The 16,899-nt window shown below is 64.0% G+C and carries 16 protein-coding genes; 10 read left to right on the forward strand and 6 right to left on the reverse strand.

The genetic code is table 11. The features are described from left to right. Positions 1–127: 127 nt before the first annotated feature. Positions 128–823, reverse strand: coding sequence for an iron-dependent transcriptional repressor DtxR (locus BMY91_RS07435; protein WP_090820429.1), 696 nt, complete (start codon positions 821–823; stop codon positions 128–130). 304 nt (positions 824–1,127) lie between these two features. Here BMY91_RS07435 and serC point away from each other — a divergent pair, with 304 nt between their 5' ends. Then, a complete protein-coding gene (gene serC / locus BMY91_RS07440; RefSeq protein ID WP_090820431.1) occupies positions 1,128–2,258 on the forward strand; it encodes a phosphoserine transaminase in 1,131 nt (376 codons plus the stop codon). A gap of 130 nt (positions 2,259–2,388) precedes the next feature. Here serC and BMY91_RS07445 read toward each other — a convergent pair whose 3' ends face one another. Together BMY91_RS07445 and BMY91_RS07450 are read right to left on the reverse strand one after the other, a co-directional pair. Then, entirely contained in the window at positions 2,389–2,982 is a 594-nt protein-coding gene (locus tag BMY91_RS07445; protein ID WP_090820433.1) for a DUF3027 domain-containing protein, read from the reverse strand. Between the two features lie 4 nt (positions 2,983–2,986). Then, on the reverse strand, positions 2,987–3,370 hold the full coding sequence (locus BMY91_RS07450; RefSeq protein WP_090820714.1) for a cold-shock protein: 384 nt from the start codon (positions 3,368–3,370) through the stop codon (positions 2,987–2,989). 225 nt (positions 3,371–3,595) lie between these two features. Between BMY91_RS07450 and BMY91_RS07455 the strand changes: the two genes are divergently transcribed. From BMY91_RS07455 to BMY91_RS07475, 5 genes are all read left to right on the forward strand, one after another. Beyond that, on the forward strand, positions 3,596–3,811 hold the full coding sequence (locus BMY91_RS07455) for a hypothetical protein (protein ID WP_090820435.1): 216 nt from the start codon (positions 3,596–3,598) through the stop codon (positions 3,809–3,811). Between the two features lie 53 nt (positions 3,812–3,864). Continuing rightward, complete coding sequence (locus BMY91_RS07460) at positions 3,865–6,336, forward strand: helicase-associated domain-containing protein (protein ID WP_090820437.1); 2,472 nt, start codon at positions 3,865–3,867, stop codon at positions 6,334–6,336. Next, the gene (locus BMY91_RS07465; protein ID WP_090820439.1) at positions 6,333–7,991 is read left to right on the forward strand and encodes a DNA repair helicase XPB; all 1,659 of its coding nucleotides are present in this window, start codon (positions 6,333–6,335) and stop codon (positions 7,989–7,991) included. Before BMY91_RS07460 ends, BMY91_RS07465 begins: the two co-directional genes overlap by 4 nt. A 203-nt stretch (positions 7,992–8,194) precedes the next feature. Next, positions 8,195–8,668 carry a hypothetical protein gene (locus BMY91_RS07470; protein ID WP_090820440.1) on the forward strand — a complete coding sequence of 158 codons (474 nt, stop codon included), beginning with the start codon at positions 8,195–8,197 and terminating at the stop codon, positions 8,666–8,668. Between the two features lie 12 nt (positions 8,669–8,680). Next, a complete protein-coding gene (locus tag BMY91_RS07475) occupies positions 8,681–10,783 on the forward strand; it encodes a multicopper oxidase family protein (protein ID WP_090820443.1) in 2,103 nt (700 codons plus the stop codon). A 51-nt stretch (positions 10,784–10,834) separates the two neighbouring features. Here BMY91_RS07475 and BMY91_RS07480 read toward each other — a convergent pair whose 3' ends face one another. Both BMY91_RS07480 and BMY91_RS07485 read right to left on the reverse strand, forming a co-directional pair. Next, positions 10,835–11,056, reverse strand: coding sequence for a hypothetical protein (locus BMY91_RS07480; protein WP_090820444.1), 222 nt, complete (start codon positions 11,054–11,056; stop codon positions 10,835–10,837). A 59-nt stretch (positions 11,057–11,115) separates the two neighbouring features. Continuing rightward, a complete protein-coding gene (locus tag BMY91_RS07485) occupies positions 11,116–12,051 on the reverse strand; it encodes a LysR family transcriptional regulator ArgP (RefSeq protein ID WP_090820446.1) in 936 nt (311 codons plus the stop codon). A 68-nt stretch (positions 12,052–12,119) separates the two neighbouring features. Here BMY91_RS07485 and BMY91_RS07490 point away from each other — a divergent pair, with 68 nt between their 5' ends. The 4 genes from BMY91_RS07490 to BMY91_RS07505 all read left to right on the forward strand — a co-directional run bounded on the left by BMY91_RS07490 (position 12,120) and on the right by BMY91_RS07505 (position 15,500). Next, a complete protein-coding gene (locus tag BMY91_RS07490) occupies positions 12,120–12,755 on the forward strand; it encodes a LysE/ArgO family amino acid transporter (RefSeq protein WP_090820448.1) in 636 nt (211 codons plus the stop codon). Between the two features lie 121 nt (positions 12,756–12,876). After that, positions 12,877–13,587 (forward strand): response regulator transcription factor, encoded by a 711-nt coding sequence (locus BMY91_RS07495; RefSeq protein ID WP_026543233.1) that lies wholly within the window; start codon positions 12,877–12,879, stop codon positions 13,585–13,587. A 2-nt stretch (positions 13,588–13,589) separates the two neighbouring features. Further along, the gene (locus tag BMY91_RS07500) at positions 13,590–15,053 is read left to right on the forward strand and encodes a sensor histidine kinase (RefSeq protein WP_090820450.1); all 1,464 of its coding nucleotides are present in this window, start codon (positions 13,590–13,592) and stop codon (positions 15,051–15,053) included. Between the two features lie 156 nt (positions 15,054–15,209). Next, positions 15,210–15,500: a WXG100 family type VII secretion target gene (locus tag BMY91_RS07505; protein ID WP_090820452.1), complete on the forward strand. Its 291-nt coding sequence runs from the start codon at positions 15,210–15,212 to the stop codon at positions 15,498–15,500. 211 nt (positions 15,501–15,711) lie between these two features. Here the strand turns inward: BMY91_RS07505 and BMY91_RS07510 are convergent, their stop codons facing one another. After that, a complete protein-coding gene (locus BMY91_RS07510) occupies positions 15,712–16,824 on the reverse strand; it encodes a ribonuclease HI family protein (protein WP_090820454.1) in 1,113 nt (370 codons plus the stop codon). Positions 16,825–16,899: the final 75 nt, after the last annotated feature.

Consider the following 16,899-nt stretch of genomic DNA (forward strand, 5'->3'; position numbering starts at 1 on the left):
CAACAGAAACGCGGATGTACTGAGAGGCCCTTATCATCATTTGCGGAAAACCGCAGGTCACACGCGCGCCAAGGGCGCAAAAGTGAGATATGCCACGACGCGGCAGTAGGGGTAAGCCGGAAACCCGTCAGCCAACAGAGACGAAGACGTGGGCAGCTACCTCGGGAGGCAGCTCCAAAGCACCTTCGATGCCGGGAACCCGCACGGAGATGTACTCCCCCACGCGTTCCAGCGAAACCGAGGCGCCGGGCCGGATTCCGCCTTCATCCAATTGGGTGAGGAGTTCAGGTTCCACCTGGATGGGTTCCGCCAGGCGGGTGACCGCCACGCGGGAATCGGTGGCATAGCCTTCCATGGCCTGCAGCAGGTTGACGTCCAGCCGGGGAAACGGCTGGCTGGCAAGGCCACCGAGGGCTTCCAGTCCCGGGATGGGGTTGCCGTAAGGAGATTCAGTGGGGTGCTCCAGGAGTTCATACAGCCGGCGCTCCACCCGCTCGCTCATCACGTGCTCCCAGCGACACGCTTCATCGTGGACATAGGCCCAGTCCAGTCCGATCACGTCAGCCAGCAGGCGCTCGGCGAGGCGGTGCTTACGCATGACCTCGGTGGCGCGCTTCCGCCCAACCTCAGTCAATTCCAGGTGTCGATCGTTCGAGACGATCACCAGGCCGTCGCGTTCCATGCGTCCGATGGTCTGCGAGACTGTGGGGCCGGAGTGGCGCAGGCGCTCGGCGATGCGGGCCCTGAGTGCCACAATGTTCTCTTCTTCAAGCTCCAAAATGGTCCGAAGATACATCTCAGTGGTATCGATCAGATCCGTCATCCAGCTCAGCTCTCCTCGAACGCAGTTCCTTGCGTAATCTCCACCGTACAGCGTCCTCTGCCGGGGAGGCCGGTGTGCACCGCCGCCCCATGAACGCCAACCCCCAGCCTAGCTTATTTGGAATTACTCTGGATAATTCCGGTCGCATATGGTTCGTATCCTGAGCGGAGACGTTCCACGTAGCGGACTATGAAGGCCGCAGGTTCCTGCGCGCGGGCCGTGTCAGGCAGAATTGGGGTGTCGAAGGGGCAGTTGATGCCCCATGCCACCTCCCATCTCTAGCCGACACCCATTGGAGCGCCACGTGAGCGACAACAGCATCACCATTCCCGCCGATCTCCTGCCCAAGGACGGACGCTTCGGCGCTGGACCGTCCAAGGTTCGCCCGGAACAGATCGAGGCGCTGTCTGCAGCATCGTCCACTATTCTCGGCACTTCCCACCGCCAGGCTCCCGTCAAGAACCTGGTGGGTTCGGTCCGTGAAGGACTCAGCGAGTTCTTCCGTGCTCCCGAAGGCTACGAGGTAGTCCTGGGCGTCGGGGGATCCACCGCTTTCTGGGACGTCGCCGCATTCGGCCTGGTGGAAAAGAAGGCACAGCACCTTTCCTTCGGCGAGTTTGGTTCGAAGTTTGCCGCCGCCACCAACAAGGCACCGTTCCTGGACGCGTCCTCCATCATCAAAGCCGAGCCCGGCACCCGCCCGGTGGCGCAGGCCGAAGCCGGTGTTGACGTTTACGCCTGGCCCCAGAACGAAACGTCAACTGGCGTAGCCGCTCCCGTGAAGCGGGTCCAGGGTGCTGACGAAGGCTCCCTCGTCCTGGTGGACGCCACCTCAGCGGCCGGTGGTCTGGACGTGGACGTTGCGGAGTCGGACGTCTACTACTTCGCTCCGCAGAAGAACTTCGCCTCCGATGGCGGCCTGTGGCTTGGCCTCTTCTCCCCTGCCGCGCTGGAACGCGCTGCACGCGTCAAGGCAAGTGGCCGCTGGATTCCGGACTTCCTGGATCTGCAGACCGCAATCGACAACTCCAAACTGAACCAGACGTACAACACGCCTTCGCTGTCCACGCTGGTAACGCTGGACGCCCAGGTGCAGTGGCTCAACAGCAATGGCGGGCTGGACTTCGCGAGCAAGCGCACGGCAGACTCCGCCAACCGGATCTACTCCTGGGCTGAGGCTTCGGAGTACGCAACGCCGTTCGTTGCCAAGGCCGAGGACCGCTCCAACGTCATTGCCACCATTGACTTTGATGACTCCATTGACGCCGCGGCCATCGCAAAGGTCCTGCGCGCCAACGGTGTGGTGGATACCGAGCCTTACCGCAAGCTTGGCCGTAACCAACTGCGCATCGCAACGTTTGTGGCCATCGAGCCGGACGACGTTTCCGCTCTGCTTGCCAGCATCGACTACGTGGTGGGCGAACTGAAGAAGTAGCGCCGGGCGCGGCTTCCGCGCGTGGTTTGGGTCGGCGTCGTTCGGGTATTTCTCCGAACGGCGCCGACGCCGTTTAAGCTGCGTGGCGGATTACGACGCCGGCCGCCGGACCGATGCAACCGGAGGGCTGCTACTTAGCCCCGGTCTGGTCAGCGTCATCGCTTTCTTCGGCTTCTTCATCATCCTCTGACCCAGCGGGCTCGGTGGCCTCGTCTTCGGCGGCCTGCACGGACTCTTCCGTGACGTCCCCGACCGTCTCCTCCACCAAAGGTGTTTCATCCTCGGGACGGACTCGCTTGGCCCACGGCACCCATTCCGGGGCCAGGATCGATTCTTCGGACGGGAGCAGGCCGAGCTCGCTCACTGTCACGATTTTGGAGCGTGAATTGCGCGTCACCACGGCGTACCACTGCCAGCCGCCGTAGCCGGCAAGCCTGGACTCGAAGAGATGGGTGACCACGCGATCACCCTCCGATTTGGCGCCGAGGTGCGCCCCGACTTCGCCCGGGTTGGCGATGCCTTCAACTGCTTCCCTGGCAACGTCGACGGCGGCCGCGAGGAAGGCGTCCGGCTTACCGGTGCGCCACACGGGCAAGCCGGCGCGCGACTTGGCCGCCACCGGCTTCCGCGCGGGGATTCCCCCGTTTTCAGGAGCCTGGGCAGCGTCAGGGCCGGCCTGCGCGTCCCTTCCGGCCTTTGTGTCCTGTGCGGATTCCGATGTCATGGTCCTAGGCTTCCAGCTCGTCGGCAACCTTGCGCAGCGCCATGCTGATGGCCTTGGCCTTGTTTCCGTCGGGGTACTTGCCGGAGGACAGCGAACCGGAGAGGTTATCCAGTACGGTCACCAGGTCCTGCACCATGGGTGCCAGGTCCTTGGCGTTCATGCGCTTGGCTTTGGCGATGGACGGCGTCTTTTCCAGGACACGCAACCCCAGCGCCTGGGCTCCGCGGCGGCCATCGGCCACGCCGAACTCCACGCGGGTCCCAGCTTTGAGCTCCGTTACTCCTGCGGGCAGGGACGTTTTGGGCAGGAATACTTCCTGGCCGTCCTCAGCCGCGAGGAATCCGAAGCCTTTTTCCTTGTCATACCACTTGACCTTGCCGGTAGGCACGTAATCAACCTTCTTCGTTCTTGCTGTGGGAGACACGTCGGGCCGGTCACCGCATCCGCAGGGTTCTGCGGGATCGAGAGTGACAGCCCGGTCCGTGTTGGTCTGTTCCTTCAAGGTTATCCTGCCGGACCCCCTATTCCCGCTTTGTCGCCACCACGCAGTACCCGAAGCACACCAGCGGCCAGCCGTGCATCCCCTTCGGGTGCTGCTGCTAGCGTTGTGGGCATGACTTCCCCGGGTTACCGCCGCCCCCTCATGATCATTGCCGCCGTCATCGCCGCCGTGTCGTTGGCCGCAGTTGCGGCGGTCATGGTGGTTGCCCTCAGCGGCGGCGCAACGCCGGTCTGGGTTACCTCCACAGCTCTCTACGGCCTGCCCGTCGCCTTCATGCTCGCGGCAATCCTGGTGCTGGACGCCATCCGCCAGCGCCGCCGGCAGTAACCACCCGCCCCACGGACAGGCACGAGCGGCCGCGGGGCGGTAACGTTGGATTGATGTCCCTTATTCGCGCGCTCAGCAAGGAACTGGAAGCGCGCAGCGACAATTCGCTGCGGGCTTTGTTTGCCGCGCGACCGGACCTCATCTCCCCCATGGCACCGGACTTTGCAGCTTTGGCTGCCCGGGCGAGCGCCCGCGTCAGTGTCCAGCGGGCCCTGGAACGCCTGAACAAGCCGGAAATGCAGGTCCTGGAGACACTCCATCTGTGTACCAACGCGGATACCGGCCACAGCATTTCTGCGGCCGGGCTGAAGAAGGTCATTGCAGGATCCACCCTGTCGGCGTTGGACCCGATCCTGGCCAAGCTGCAGGAATTGGCGCTGATACACCGGGCTGATCCACCCGCGGGTTCCCCCGCTACGTCGTCCCGTCAGCGCTTTTACCTTCCAGTGGGCAGCCTCAAGGACGTCATCGGCATCTACCCGGCCGGCCTCGGCAGGAGCTATACGGAACTGGTCAGGCTGCAGCCGGCCTTCGCCCAGCGGGTAGTACAACTGGTGGCTGAACTCCATCAGAGCGGCGCCGGCATCCACCCCGCCAGCACGCCGATGGATGCCGCCTTGGCACTCCAACGCTGGACGTCCACTCCCGAAAACCTGCGCACCATCCTGGCGTCGGCACCGGAACGGACCATTGGACTGCTGGATAAGTTCGGCAGCTGGGCCATGGGCGCAGTACCCCAAGCCCAGCGGCGGGCGTCCGTCACCCACGAGAGCAACGACGTCGGACCCATCGACTGGCTGCTGGCGCGCGGCCTGCTGGTTCCCCTGGACGCCGGCCATGTTGAACTGCCACACAGCGTGGGGCTCGCCCTGCGTGGCGGCGCAATAGTGGATGACTTCACGCTGGCCCCACCCGTTCCTGAGCTCGGACACACGAGTGCCGCCCTGCGCCGCAACGCCGCCATGGGCGCTATTGCCGAGATCCTGCGACTGACCGGTGAACTGCTGTTCGCGGTGCGGGAACAGCCCCTCGCTACGCTCAGGAGCGGCGGCGTAGGCGTGCGCGAGCTGCGGCGCCTGGCCGAATCCATCCGTTTGGGCGCGCATGAGACGGCTGTCCTCCTTGAGCTGTGTGCCATGGCAGGGCTGTTGCGCCTGGACGTCGACAACTCCACCTGGGTGCAGCCGCCGTCTCTTGAATGGCTCACCCTGCCCCGGCAGGAGCAGTGGCTGTGGCTGGTCAATGCGTGGCTGGCCAGCGAGCGCGCGCCGTCTCTGGTGGGCCAGCCGCTGACGGGGCCGGCGTCGTCGGCCGCGCACCAGGGTGCCGCCGGTACCACCATCAACGCGTTGTCCGCCGAGGCGCAGAGGCCCGATGCCCCTGTGGTCCGCCGGAGGGTCCTGGAAATCCTGAACGAGCTGACGGTGGAAGCCGCCGCCCCGGACGGCAAAGCACCGGTCCTGGACGCCCGGGCCGTCCTGCAGCGGGCCGAATGGGCACAGCCGCGGATGTCGCGCCGATTCAGTTCACTGGTCCGCGGCATCCTCGAGGAAGCCACGCTTCTGGGCCTGATGGGCTCCGGTGCCCTGACCCAATTGGGTTCGGCCATTGCCGATGCGCAGCCTGATCAAGCCATCACCATCCTGGGTGAGCATTTGCCCGCCGCTGTGAACCACATCCTGCTGCAGGCCGACCTCACGGCAGTGGCGCCCGGGTACTTGGCGCCGGAACTCAGCGAAACGCTGCTCCTGATGGCCGACGCCGAAGGCCAGGGCCCAGCCTCGATCTACCGGTTCTCAGCCGGCACCATCCGCAGGGCGCTCGACGCCGGACAGGATGCGGAGTCGCTGTTGGCGTTCCTCCGTGAGCATTCCGCTACGGACGTGCCCCAGCCCTTGGCCTACCTCATCCAGGACACCTCGTCCCGGCATGGCCGGCTCCGGATCAGCACGAGTGCCAGCTACATCCAAAGTGATGACGAAACCGCCATCAGCGACCTCTTGAACGAGGCCCGTACGTCGGCTTTGAGCCTGGTGCGCATCGCGCCCACCGTGCTGACCTCTTCGGCCAGCCCCCGCGAAACTGCGCGCGTCCTGCGTGAGCTGGGACTGTCGCCTGCCGTACAGGAGGCCGAGCCCGCCGTCGTGCGTTTCAAGCGGACCACAGCCGCCCCGGGGAGCGCCCGCCCGGTATATACCGCGCCGCGGACGGCTCCGCCGGACGACGACGTCGAGGCACAGCTTTCCGTCCTGCGGCAGCACCGCGGCGTCCCGGCCGAAGCGACGGGCGAAGCGTCAACGCAACTGGGCCTTGAGACGCTGCAAACGGCGATCCGGCTCAAACAGGCCGTCACCATGAATGTGGTGGATAGCCTGGGGAATTCCAATACTGAAACTGTTGTTCCTGTATCCGTGTCCGGTGGACGCGTCAGGGTATTCGATCCCGCCAAGGATACCGAGCGGGTGTTGTCGATTCACAGGATCATCGATGTGGAACCCGCAGGAGAAGTGAGGATTCAACAGTGACCGACGGTCCGCTGATCGTACAAAGTGACAAAACCATCCTGCTGGAAGTCGACCACGAGCTCGCCACAGAAGCACGGCATGCCATCGCTGCGTTCGCGGAACTGGAACGCGCTCCGGAACACATGCACAGCTACCGGCTGACCCCGTTGGGGCTCTGGAATGCCCGGGCCGCAGGGCTGGATGCCGAGCAGGTGCTGGACACCTTGCTGAAGTACTCCCGCTTTCCGGTGCCGCACGCCCTGCTGATCGACATCGAAGAAACAATGTCCCGCTATGGCCGCCTGCGGCTTGAGAAGGATCCCCAGCACGGACTGGTGATGCGGACCGACGATTACCCCGTGCTGGAGGAGGTCATCCGCGCCAAGAAGATCGCCCCGCTGCTGGGGCCCCGGATCGATGGCGAAACCGTGGTGGTCCATTCCTCCCAGCGCGGGCAGCTGAAACAGTTGCTCCTGAAATTGGGGTGGCCGGCCGAAGACTTGGCCGGTTACGTCGACGGGCAGCCGCACCTGATCATGCTGGACGAAAGCGGCTGGCAGTTGCGTCCCTACCAAAAACTGGCCACGGAGAACTTCTGGGCCGGCGGCAGCGGGGTCGTCGTGCTTCCCTGCGGTGCCGGCAAGACGCTGGTGGGTGCGGCAGCCATGGCCACGTCCTCCACCACCACCCTGATCCTGGTCACCAATACCGTCTCTGCGCGGCAGTGGAAGGACGAACTGCTCAAGCGGACATCGTTGACCGAGGACGAGATTGGCGAATACTCCGGAGCCGTCAAGGAAGTCCGTCCCGTCACCATTGCCACCTACCAGGTCCTGACCACCAAGCGGGGTGGGCTCTACCCACACCTGGAACTCGTGGACGGACATGACTGGGGACTCATCATCTACGACGAAGTCCACCTTCTGCCCGCCCCGATCTTCCGGATGACCGCGGACCTGCAGGCCCGGCGTCGGCTCGGCCTTACGGCCACCTTGGTGCGGGAGGACGGCCGGGAAGGCGAAGTGTTCAGCCTGATCGGACCCAAGCGGTACGACGCACCGTGGAAGGACATCGAAGCACAGGGCTACATCGCTCCCGCGGACTGTGTGGAAGTCCGGGTGGACCTCCCCAGGGACGAGCGCGTTGCCTACGCCATTGCAGACGACGCCGACAAGTACCGGCTCTGTGCTACCTCCGAAACGAAAACACATTTGGTGGAGCAGTTGGTGGCCGTCCACAAGGGTGAGCAATTGCTGGTGATTGGCCAGTACATCGACCAGCTCGACGAGATCGCAGAGCGACTGGACGCTCCCCTCATCAAGGGCGAAACCAGCGTCAAGGCACGGCAGAAACTCTTCGATGCCTTCCGCAAGGGCGAGATCCACACTCTGGTGGTGTCCAAGGTGGCCAACTTCTCCATCGACCTCCCCGAAGCCTCTGTGGCCATCCAGGTATCGGGCTCCTTCGGCTCACGCCAGGAAGAGGCCCAACGACTTGGACGGCTCCTGCGCCCTAAGAAGGACGGGCGTGCGGCCAGGTTCTACTCATTGGTTGCCCGCGACACCTTGGACCAGGACTTTGCTGCCAAACGTCAACGCTTCCTGGCCGAACAGGGTTACGCCTACCGGATCATGGATGCCAAGGACGTGGGCAAGGACGTGGAGCAGGAACAATAGGGCCGCGCCGGCAATTTTAAACGTCAGGACCCTTGCAGTTAATGTCCAGCAATTTTACGATTCCTAGTGAAGCTCTCCGCCCTTTGGTTTGCCCCTGGTCCAGGCAATCCGGCGGCCAGCCGTCGGCGGTGGGGGAATCCCGCAGCCAGGGAGCCGGCGGTTTGAAGGCCTAGATACTGTGCATCTTCATCAGAGGATTCCCCATGCGCAAAGTTCTCCTGGTCCTCTCCGCGATCGTCCTGCTGTCAGCACTGGCACAGCTGCTTTTCGCTGGATACTTCCACTTTCAGAACACCATCGAAGCCCAGCGTGAAGCGGGCGTTTTCCACGCAGTCAACGGACAGTATGTACTCCGCTATTCGGCTCTGCTGGCCGCCATCGTCGCCGCGATCGCCCGGGTGGGATCCCGGACAATCTGGCTGGCGGCAGGAATATTCCTGCTGACGTGGGTCCAATTGTTCATTTTCATCATCGGCGGCATGCTGACCGGTTCCTCGCCGGAATTCATCACACCGTCCGGCTCGTGGGTTGTCTCGATCCACCCCATCGTCGGTGTGCTGATGATCTTCATGTCCTACTGGCTGTTCAACCGCGCCCGGGCGGTGGCCCTGAATCCACAACCGCTGCCACCCAAGGCCGCATCCCCGGATGCTTCCGCCTCGCCCAGCACGGCCTGACCAAGGGCAGCTGTGAACACCTCGCAGCTGCTGGCGGTGGATCTGGTGCTGTCCGTCCTCGCGGCCGGCGGCTGGATCACCGCCGTTTGGTTGACCGTTGCGTCAACCGCTGGAATTCCCAGCGGGGATCCGTCCAGCAGCGCGGTGCCCTGGTTCCGTTCCCTTGACCTGGCATTGCTGCTGACAGGCATTGCCGTCGCAGCCACTGCGGCGCGTTACGCCTTGCTTCCTGCTTTGGTGGCGGGCAGTTGGTGGTTTGCCAGCGAACGCACAACCATCAACCTGCCTCTGACCGCCATCCCCGCGGCTTGGGCCGCGATGGCCGGTGTTCCGTTCTTGCTGAGGAGGCGGAACACCGGCTTCAAACCTGACGGGAAGGTCAGGGCCCGCTCCGGACCATCCCGGGAGTGGGCTGTGCTGTCCCTTGTGGCCGCCGCGGCATCATCCCTGGCGTCCCTCGCACTGGCCCTCGTACTTGGACCGTTCCCCGCCCTGTGGGCCCTTACCGTGCTGTTGTTCATGGTGGCCGGGAGCGTGCTGCTCGCAAGGCTGGCACTGTTCGGTCGCGGGCCCGCCGCGCGCGGGGGCGGCACGTCTCGCTTGGGCAGGCGTCCGACGGCGGCTGCCGCCGTCGCCGGGCTCATGGCCTGTACTGTCCTGGGCTCCGGAGTCTTTGCCTGGCTCGGGAGCCGGTCCGCCGACGGCGCGGTGATCAGCGCCGCCGTCGGGCATCACGACAGTACCAACGCCGCCACCACCATGGCGGATACAATCCCGGTGACCAGCCTGCTGGGCACCTCCCCCGCGGACGCCGTGGTCCGGCGGTATGAACTGACCGCCCGGGTAGAGCACGTAACGCTTCCGTCCGGCCAGACGACGGAAGCCTGGACGTTCGGCAGCGTCCCCGGCCCTGCGTTGGAGGCCCATCTGGGCGAAGTCCTGGAGGTGGAGCTCACAAACCGCGATGTCGCCGCCGGAGTCACGCTGCACTGGCATGGATACGACGTCCCCAACGCCATGGACGGCGTGGCAGGAGCAACCCAGGACGCCGTGATGCCGGGACAGTCCATGACCTACCGCTTTACCGCAGCACAGTCCGGCACCTACTGGTACCACACGCACCAGGATTCGGCCGAGGGCGTCCGCAAGGGCCTCTACGGCACATTCGTCGTGCACGACCCCGCACTGCCCCGTGCTGACACGGACATAGTGGTGGCCGGACACGACCTCAGCGGTCTGGGGTTGCTGGGCTCCTCAGACCGCCGCAGTCCACACACAGCCGCACCCGGCTCGAGCGTGCGGATGCGTCTGATAAACACCGATTCCCTGCCGCAGCGTTACGTGGTGGAGGGCACCCCCTTCAAGGTCGTCGCGGTGGACGGAACGGAAGTGAACCAGCCGGGCGACGTTTCGGGCAAACTGGTGCGCCTTGGTGCCGGAGGGCGCGTGGACATCGCTTTCACCATGCCCGGAACGCTGGTGACGCTACGCTCCGATGCCGCGGCCAGCGCCGTCGTCGTGGTGGTCCCATCAGGGCATGACGCCCCGGAAGCTGCGGCTGGTGTGCCGGAGAAAGCGCCCGCCGGTGTGTTCGCCACAACCCCCGTGCTCGACCTGTTGGACTATGGCAAACCCATGGTCGGGACCCGTGCCGGCCAGCCGCTTCCGCAAGCAACGACGATCACGCGCGAGGAGGTGCTGGTGCTGGACCGGCAGTTCCGTTTTGTGGACGGTGTTCCGCGTTATGCCTTCACCGTCAACGGTGCTGCATACCCTCTGGTCCCGTCCATCGACGTGGCTGAAGGCGACACCGTCAAAGTCACGGTAGTGAACCGCACCGCCGAACCTCATCCCATGCATCCCCACGGACACCACGTGCAGGTGCTGAGCAGGAACGGAACGGCTCCCGGAGGATCGCCCTTGGTCCTGGACACTGTGGACGTGTTGCCCGGCGAAGTATGGGAACTGCTGCTTCACGCCGACAATCCCGGTATCTGGATGGATCATTGCCACAACCTGGATCATGCGGCCGAAGGAATGATGATGCTGCTCAAATACCAGGGCGTGTCATCGCCCTTCGTTCACGGCGGCCATGCCCACAACAAGCCGGAGTGACCCGGACAGAACATGGTTGTGGTGCCCCGGTACTGCAGGGTGCTTGGGTTCCTAGGCGACCATTCGACTGGCTGCCGGGATCTTGACGTGGTCCACCACGGCCCAGCCATCCTCGTCGCGGAGTTGGGCACTGGCAAAGCGTTCCGCCGCGGCCAGGTCATGGAAATCCTCGCGTCGGATATGGCCGGTGTCAGTATCCAAGTACGTCACGTGGAACTCGACATCGACGTGGAGGTGCTGGTGAATGCTTGCGGGAGCTGCTGTGTTTGCCATGTTTTAAGTGTGGATCGGGGCACTGACATTATTGGAAGCATCCGCGGGCGTGTTCGTATTTAGGAGCTCGGTACCGGTCTGGTCAGGTACTGCGCTGATACCTCGCGCACCGTGTCGCTCAGCACGTCCAGGACCCGCGACGCCGTCTTCCATCGCTGCCAGTAAAGCGGGACGTCGAAGGGCCGTTCCGGGGCCAGTTCGATCAGCCGGCCGTCCGCGATGTCCGGTCCGCACTGCACCTCCGGAATCAATCCCCAGCCAAGGCCCAAACGGATCGCGTCGCCGAAGTCCTGCGAGGCCGGGACGTAGTGGCGGGGCCCTTTTCGTTCCGGAGCAGCTGCCCGGTCATCACCTGGCCACGACTGCACGAAGGCCCACTGGTACGTGTCCTTGCGGTCGAAGTCAACGGTGGGTGCTGCGTTGAGCGTTGATTTCTCCAGGCCGTCCGGGAACTCCGGAAACCACCGTTCCATGTAGCCGGGTGCTGCCACTGCCCGGTACCGCATGACGCCCAGGCTTTCCACGCGGCAGCCCTGCACGGGCTCGGGCGTCGCGGTGACAGCCGCCATCACCGTCCCGGAGCGCAGCAGCGACGTGGAATGTTGTTCGTCGTCCCGGTGGAGGTCAAAGGTGACATTGAGGTCGCCGGGAACGCGGGCCAGCGCTTGCAGGAACCACACCGCCAACGAATCCGCGTTGACCACGATCGGCACGGCCAGCTGCGCCGCGTCTGCACCCAAACCGAGTTCCCTCCCTGCATCGGCCTCAAGCTGCGCGATTTGTCGGGCCAAACGCAGAACAACTTCACCGGCCGTCGTTGCCCTGGCGGGGTTACTGCGCTGCAGCAGCACCTGGCCTGCCGATTGTTCCAACGCTTTGAGCCTCTGCGACACCGCCGACGGCGTGATGTGCAGCAGCTGTGCCGCTGCATCCAGTGTGCCCTCGGAAAGCACGGTGGCGAACGTCAACAATTGCTCGGAAGGAAACTGAGGCATAAGAACATCTTATGTGGCATCAAAATCTTTAGCTGGTCTAAAGGAATCGCCGACCGTAGTTTCAAAAGGTGACCTACATCGACTTCTTCCATTCCGCAGGCCTCGGCCTGGCCACGGGCCTGGCCCTGATCGTCGCCATCGGGGCCCAAAACGCCTTCGTGCTCCGGCAAGGAATCCGCGGCGAACACATCGTCCCCATAGTGATTGTCTGCGCGTTGTCCGACGCCGTATTGATCGCTGCCGGTGTCCTTGGCACCGGTGCCCTCCTGACGGCGGCGCCCACCGCCGTCGTCGTCCTCCGTTACGTTGGCGCGGCATTCCTGGTGACGTACGGCCTGATGGCCGCCCGCAGGGCCCTTCGGCCGCAAGCGCTGACTACCGCCGAAGGAACACGGAACGACGGCGGCGCCAAGCGCGGCATCGCCGCAGCTGTCACCACCGTCCTCGCCCTCACTTGGCTCAACCCCCACGTCTACCTGGACATTGCCCTTCTTGGCTCAATTGCCAGCGCCCAAGGCACCCAACTCCAGTGGTGGTTCGGCGCAGGGGCCATGCTGGGCAGCATCCTCTGGTTCTGCTCGCTGGGATTCGGCGCCCGTTTCCTCCGCGGCTTCTTTGCGCGGCCCTTGTCGTGGCGATTCCTGGATGGTGGCATCGCAGTGACCATGGTGGCGCTCGGGACGGGGTTGGTGCTGGGCGCTTGAGGCTTCAGGGACTCCGCGCAGGCGCCGTAGTCCGGGCGCGCAGGCGCCGTAGTCCGGCCGCGCAGTCCGCTCACATGCAGCATCCAGACAACTCCCAGTTTCTGGGAGCATCATGGATGTCATGAAAAAGAACGGCCCCGAAGCCAAGCTCCTTGTCGTCGATGACGAACCCAACATCCGCGAGCTGCTCTCCACGTCCCTGCGCTTTGCAGGTTTCGAGGTCGTGGCCGCATCCAATGGTCGCGAAGCCCTCGCGGCAGCGGACCTTCATGCTCCTGACCTCGCAGTCCTGGACGTCATGCTCCCGGATATGGACGGCTTCACGGTGACGCGCCGCCTCCGTGCCGCAGGCAAGCACTTCCCCGTGCTGTTCCTCACCGCGAAGGACGACACCGAGGACAAAGTCACCGGTTTGACCGTCGGCGGGGACGACTACGTCACCAAGCCCTTCAGCCTGGACGAAGTGGTGGCGCGCATCCGCGCCGTTCTCCGCCGCACCCAACCGCTGGAAGATGACGACGCCGTGATCCGCGTCGACGATCTTGAACTCGACGACGACGCCCACGAGGTCCGCCGCGGCGGTACCGTCATTGAGTTGTCCCCCACCGAGTTCAAGCTCTTGCGCTACCTCATGCTGAACCCCAACCGCGTGCTTTCCAAAGCCCAGATCCTGGACCACGTCTGGGAGTACGACTTCAACGGTGATGCCTCGATCGTTGAGTCCTACATTTCCTACCTGCGCCGCAAAGTGGACATCGATCCTGATGCCGCAGCCCTGATTCAGACCAAGCGCGGCGTGGGCTACGTGCTGCGAACGGCAGAGAAGCGCTGACCTTGCTGCAACGCTGGAAATCGGCGTCCCTGAGGTCCCAGCTCGTCGCCATCATCATGGGCCTGCTCCTGCTGGCCCTGGTGGCGACAGGCTCGGGCACCCTGACGCTGGTCAAGAGCTACCTGCAAGGCCAGGTAGATGACAAACTCAAGGCCGCTGTTGCCTTGGCCCAGGACCAGCAGTCCTTCGACAAGCTGTCCCAGCCCAACCCCACTACACCTAATGACTCCGCCGTCCCCACGGACTACTCACTGACCCTGTACGTGCCAGGCCTGGATCCGTATCCCTTTGGGGGCAGCCAGAGTGACCGGCCCGCGATCGCCAACATCAGCTCAGCGGAAGCGAAGCAGCGCGGAAACGCCCCGTTCCAAGTCAAGGGCACAGCAGGCACCAACTGGCGCGTCGTGGCAGTGGGCGTTGTTGCCAACGGGCAAAACGGCGTAGTCATCATCGGACTGCCGCTGACGCCCGTGGACAAAGTCATGGAGCATGCCGTCCTGGTGGTGGTTGGCGTCGGACTCCTCACCATGGTGTTGACGTTTTTTATTGCCACCTGGACCGTGGCCCGCTCCTTCCGACCCTTGGCCAAGGTGGAAAAGACCGCTGCTGCCATCGCCGCCGGCGACCTCTCCCGCCGTGTGGAAATCGACAACCCCCACACCGAAGTGGGCCGGCTGGGTGGCTCCTTGAACGCCATGCTCGCGCACATCGAAGCCTCCTTTGCTGCGCGCGCGGCATCCGAGGGGCGCATGCGCCGCTTTGCTGCCGACGCTTCCCACGAACTGCGGACACCGCTGGTAACCATTCGCGGCTTCTCGGAGCTGTACCGGCACGGCGCCCTCACCTCTGAAGAGGACATTGCAATGGCCATGGGCAGGATCGAAAGCGAGGCCAAACGGATGGGCTCCATGGTGGAGGACCTGCTGATGCTGGCCCGCCTGGATGAGCAGCGCCCGCTGCAACTCAAACCCGTGGACCTCCAGCTCCTCGCCCACGACGCCATGGTGGACACCAAAGCCTCCTCCGGCGACCGCGCCATCACCCTTACTGGGTTGGACGACACGACTCCAACCGCTGCTCCCGTCCAAGGCGATGAAGCCAAGCTGCGGCAGGTCATCGGCAACCTGGTGGGCAATGCGCTGCGGTACACACCGGAAGGAAGTCCCATTGAACTCGCAGTCGGTGTTCGCAACACACCTGCGGGTTCAGTCTCGGTGATCGAGATCCGTGATCACGGTCCCGGCATTCCGGAGGCGGAAACCAACAAGATCTTCGAACGCTTTTATCGGGCGGATACTTCGCGGACCCGCGAAACGGGCGGCAGTGGCCTGGGCTTGGCGATCGTCGCGGCCATTGTGGGCTCCCACGGCGGTACGGTCCGGGTTTCAGAGACCGACGGCGGCGGCGCAACGTTGGTGGTCAGCCTTCCGTTCCACGACGAACCTGCGGAGCTTGTAGCCACATAGCGGCGTTCTCCACATAGGGACGTTCTCCACATAGCAACGTTCTCCACATAGCGGCGAAACTTTGTTTCCCGGTTCAAGGCGGCTGCCTAGGCTCAATGTTGTGGCCCACGCTTCCCGCCGCGAACCGCGGAACATCTTCGTCGAAAGGCATCACCCATGAGCGTCATCTCCGTCGATACCGAGTTGCTTCAACTCAAGTCAGCCAGTGTCAAAGGAACCGTTGATCGCATCAGTTCAGATGTACTGGCCATGACCCGGGGCCTGGAGGAACTTCAGGCAACCTGGCGCGGATCGGCTGCCACCAACTTCCAGGCACTCGTTGTGGAGTGGTCCCTCACGCAGAGCAAGGTTGAGGCCTCGCTCGCCTCCATCACCATGGCCCTGTCCTCGGCCGCCACCAACTATCTGGAGGTGGAACAGGGTAACACCCAGCGCTTCATGTACTAGGCGTCACCTCACCCTGAGCTCACACCATGAACTCCTGCAGGGCCGGCTACCTTCCCCCTGTGCATCCGGTCCTGCAGGTCATGGGCTCATGGGCATTGTTGAACCCGCGTCTGATCCATTGGTGCAGGTTCCCCGCGCCAGCTCAGGGATCTTGCCAGCTCAGGGATCCTGCGCCAGCTCAAGTCTCTTGCACCAGCTCAGGGTTCCTGGGTCAGCTCTGGTTTTCCAGCGTCCCTTGATGAAACCGCAGACGCCATTGGCCCCGGTCCAGCATCCAGACTGAACTGCGGAGAGCTGAGCCGGTGTGCGCCAGGCTGCGGTAGTTCAAGAGGATGGTGTTGTCGCTGAGCCTGTCGGCGCTGAGCAGCTCCAGATCGGTGGGTTCACCAGGGTCTTCCTCAAGGGCCATCATCATGGCGTCCCTGGTCCAGAATCGGCCCGAGCTGCCGATCTCCGCAAAATCGGGGTGAAGCAGTACGCCAATCCTGCCAATGTCCGTCCGCACATCCGGGCGAAGCAGTTCGCGTTCCAGGGCGAGCACCGTGTCCTCGGCGGATAGCTCCTGGGTGGAGGCTTCATCCTCCAGTTCACTGAAAAGATCGGCCTGGCCGAAGATGCCCGACTCTCCAAACAGTGTGGGTTCGAAAGGTGCCCGGGCACTCCAATCGACCTTGGCAGCGCCGGAGCCTGCCTTGCCCGACGATGCAGGGCCTGCACCGGCCCGGGCGGCAAGTGGCTCGGAGTTTCGCGGAAGCGTCTGAGTGACTGCCTGCGACTCGCTATCAGCCCTCGTCTGGCCAGCACCCCGGTCGGAACCGCGGCCCGCGCCTCGGCCCGGCTCCGGGGCTACCCCTCCGGCTCCGGGGAACCCAGGCCCTTCCCGGTGCGCGACGCCCTGCTGGAAAGCTGTCGCGGCTGCCCTGGCACGCTCGTCAGCAGCCTCGTTCAGATCGTGACCGGCGTGGCCCTTGACCCATTCGAAGGTGTACTTGCGGCCAACGATCGCTTGGTCGATGTCCTTGAGGAGATCAACGTTCAGCACTGGCTTGCCGTCGGCTTTCCGCCAGCCCTTCCGTTTCCACCCAGGCATCCATTTGCTGATGCAGTTGATGACGTACTGGCTGTCGCAAAGGATCAGCAGTTCTTCCTGGGGCACATGGGCCGTGGACCGGAACAGGTCCAATACGGCCATCAATTCACCCTGGTTGTTGGTACCGTGCGGCCAACCTCCTGCGCGCCAACAGGAGTCATCAACGTACCAGGCCCAACCGGCCGGTCCAGGATTACCGAGGGCGGAGCCATCGGCGGCAGCAATAATCGTCATACCGTTAATCCTGCCAGACCCCACCGACACTGAATCCGTGGTAGTACCCAACCAGGCGGCAGCATTTGTCCCTGC

The sequence above is a fragment of the Arthrobacter sp. yr096 genome (assembly GCF_900108925.1).
In the GTDB taxonomy this organism is placed as follows: domain Bacteria; phylum Actinomycetota; class Actinomycetes; order Actinomycetales; family Micrococcaceae; genus Arthrobacter.

Excerpts from the sequence above, each read along its gene's own strand:
- BMY91_RS07435 (WP_090820429.1), bottom strand. The coding sequence starts at position 823 with ATGACGGATCTGATCGATACCACTGAGATGTATCTTCGGACCATTTTG.
- BMY91_RS07445 (WP_090820433.1), bottom strand. The coding sequence starts at position 2,982 with ATGACATCGGAATCCGCACAGGACACAAAGGCCGGAAGGGACGCGCAG.
- BMY91_RS07455 (WP_090820435.1), top strand. The coding sequence starts at position 3,596 with ATGACTTCCCCGGGTTACCGCCGCCCCCTCATGATCATTGCCGCCGTC.
- BMY91_RS07460 (WP_090820437.1), top strand. The coding sequence starts at position 3,865 with ATGTCCCTTATTCGCGCGCTCAGCAAGGAACTGGAAGCGCGCAGCGAC.
- BMY91_RS07470 (WP_090820440.1), top strand. The coding sequence starts at position 8,195 with ATGCGCAAAGTTCTCCTGGTCCTCTCCGCGATCGTCCTGCTGTCAGCA.
- BMY91_RS07480 (WP_090820444.1), bottom strand. The coding sequence starts at position 11,056 with ATGGCAAACACAGCAGCTCCCGCAAGCATTCACCAGCACCTCCACGTC.
- BMY91_RS07485 (WP_090820446.1), bottom strand. The coding sequence starts at position 12,051 with ATGCCTCAGTTTCCTTCCGAGCAATTGTTGACGTTCGCCACCGTGCTT.
- BMY91_RS07495 (WP_026543233.1), top strand. The coding sequence starts at position 12,877 with ATGAAAAAGAACGGCCCCGAAGCCAAGCTCCTTGTCGTCGATGACGAA.
- BMY91_RS07505 (WP_090820452.1), top strand. The coding sequence starts at position 15,210 with ATGAGCGTCATCTCCGTCGATACCGAGTTGCTTCAACTCAAGTCAGCC.
- BMY91_RS07510 (WP_090820454.1), bottom strand. The coding sequence starts at position 16,824 with ATGACGATTATTGCTGCCGCCGATGGCTCCGCCCTCGGTAATCCTGGA.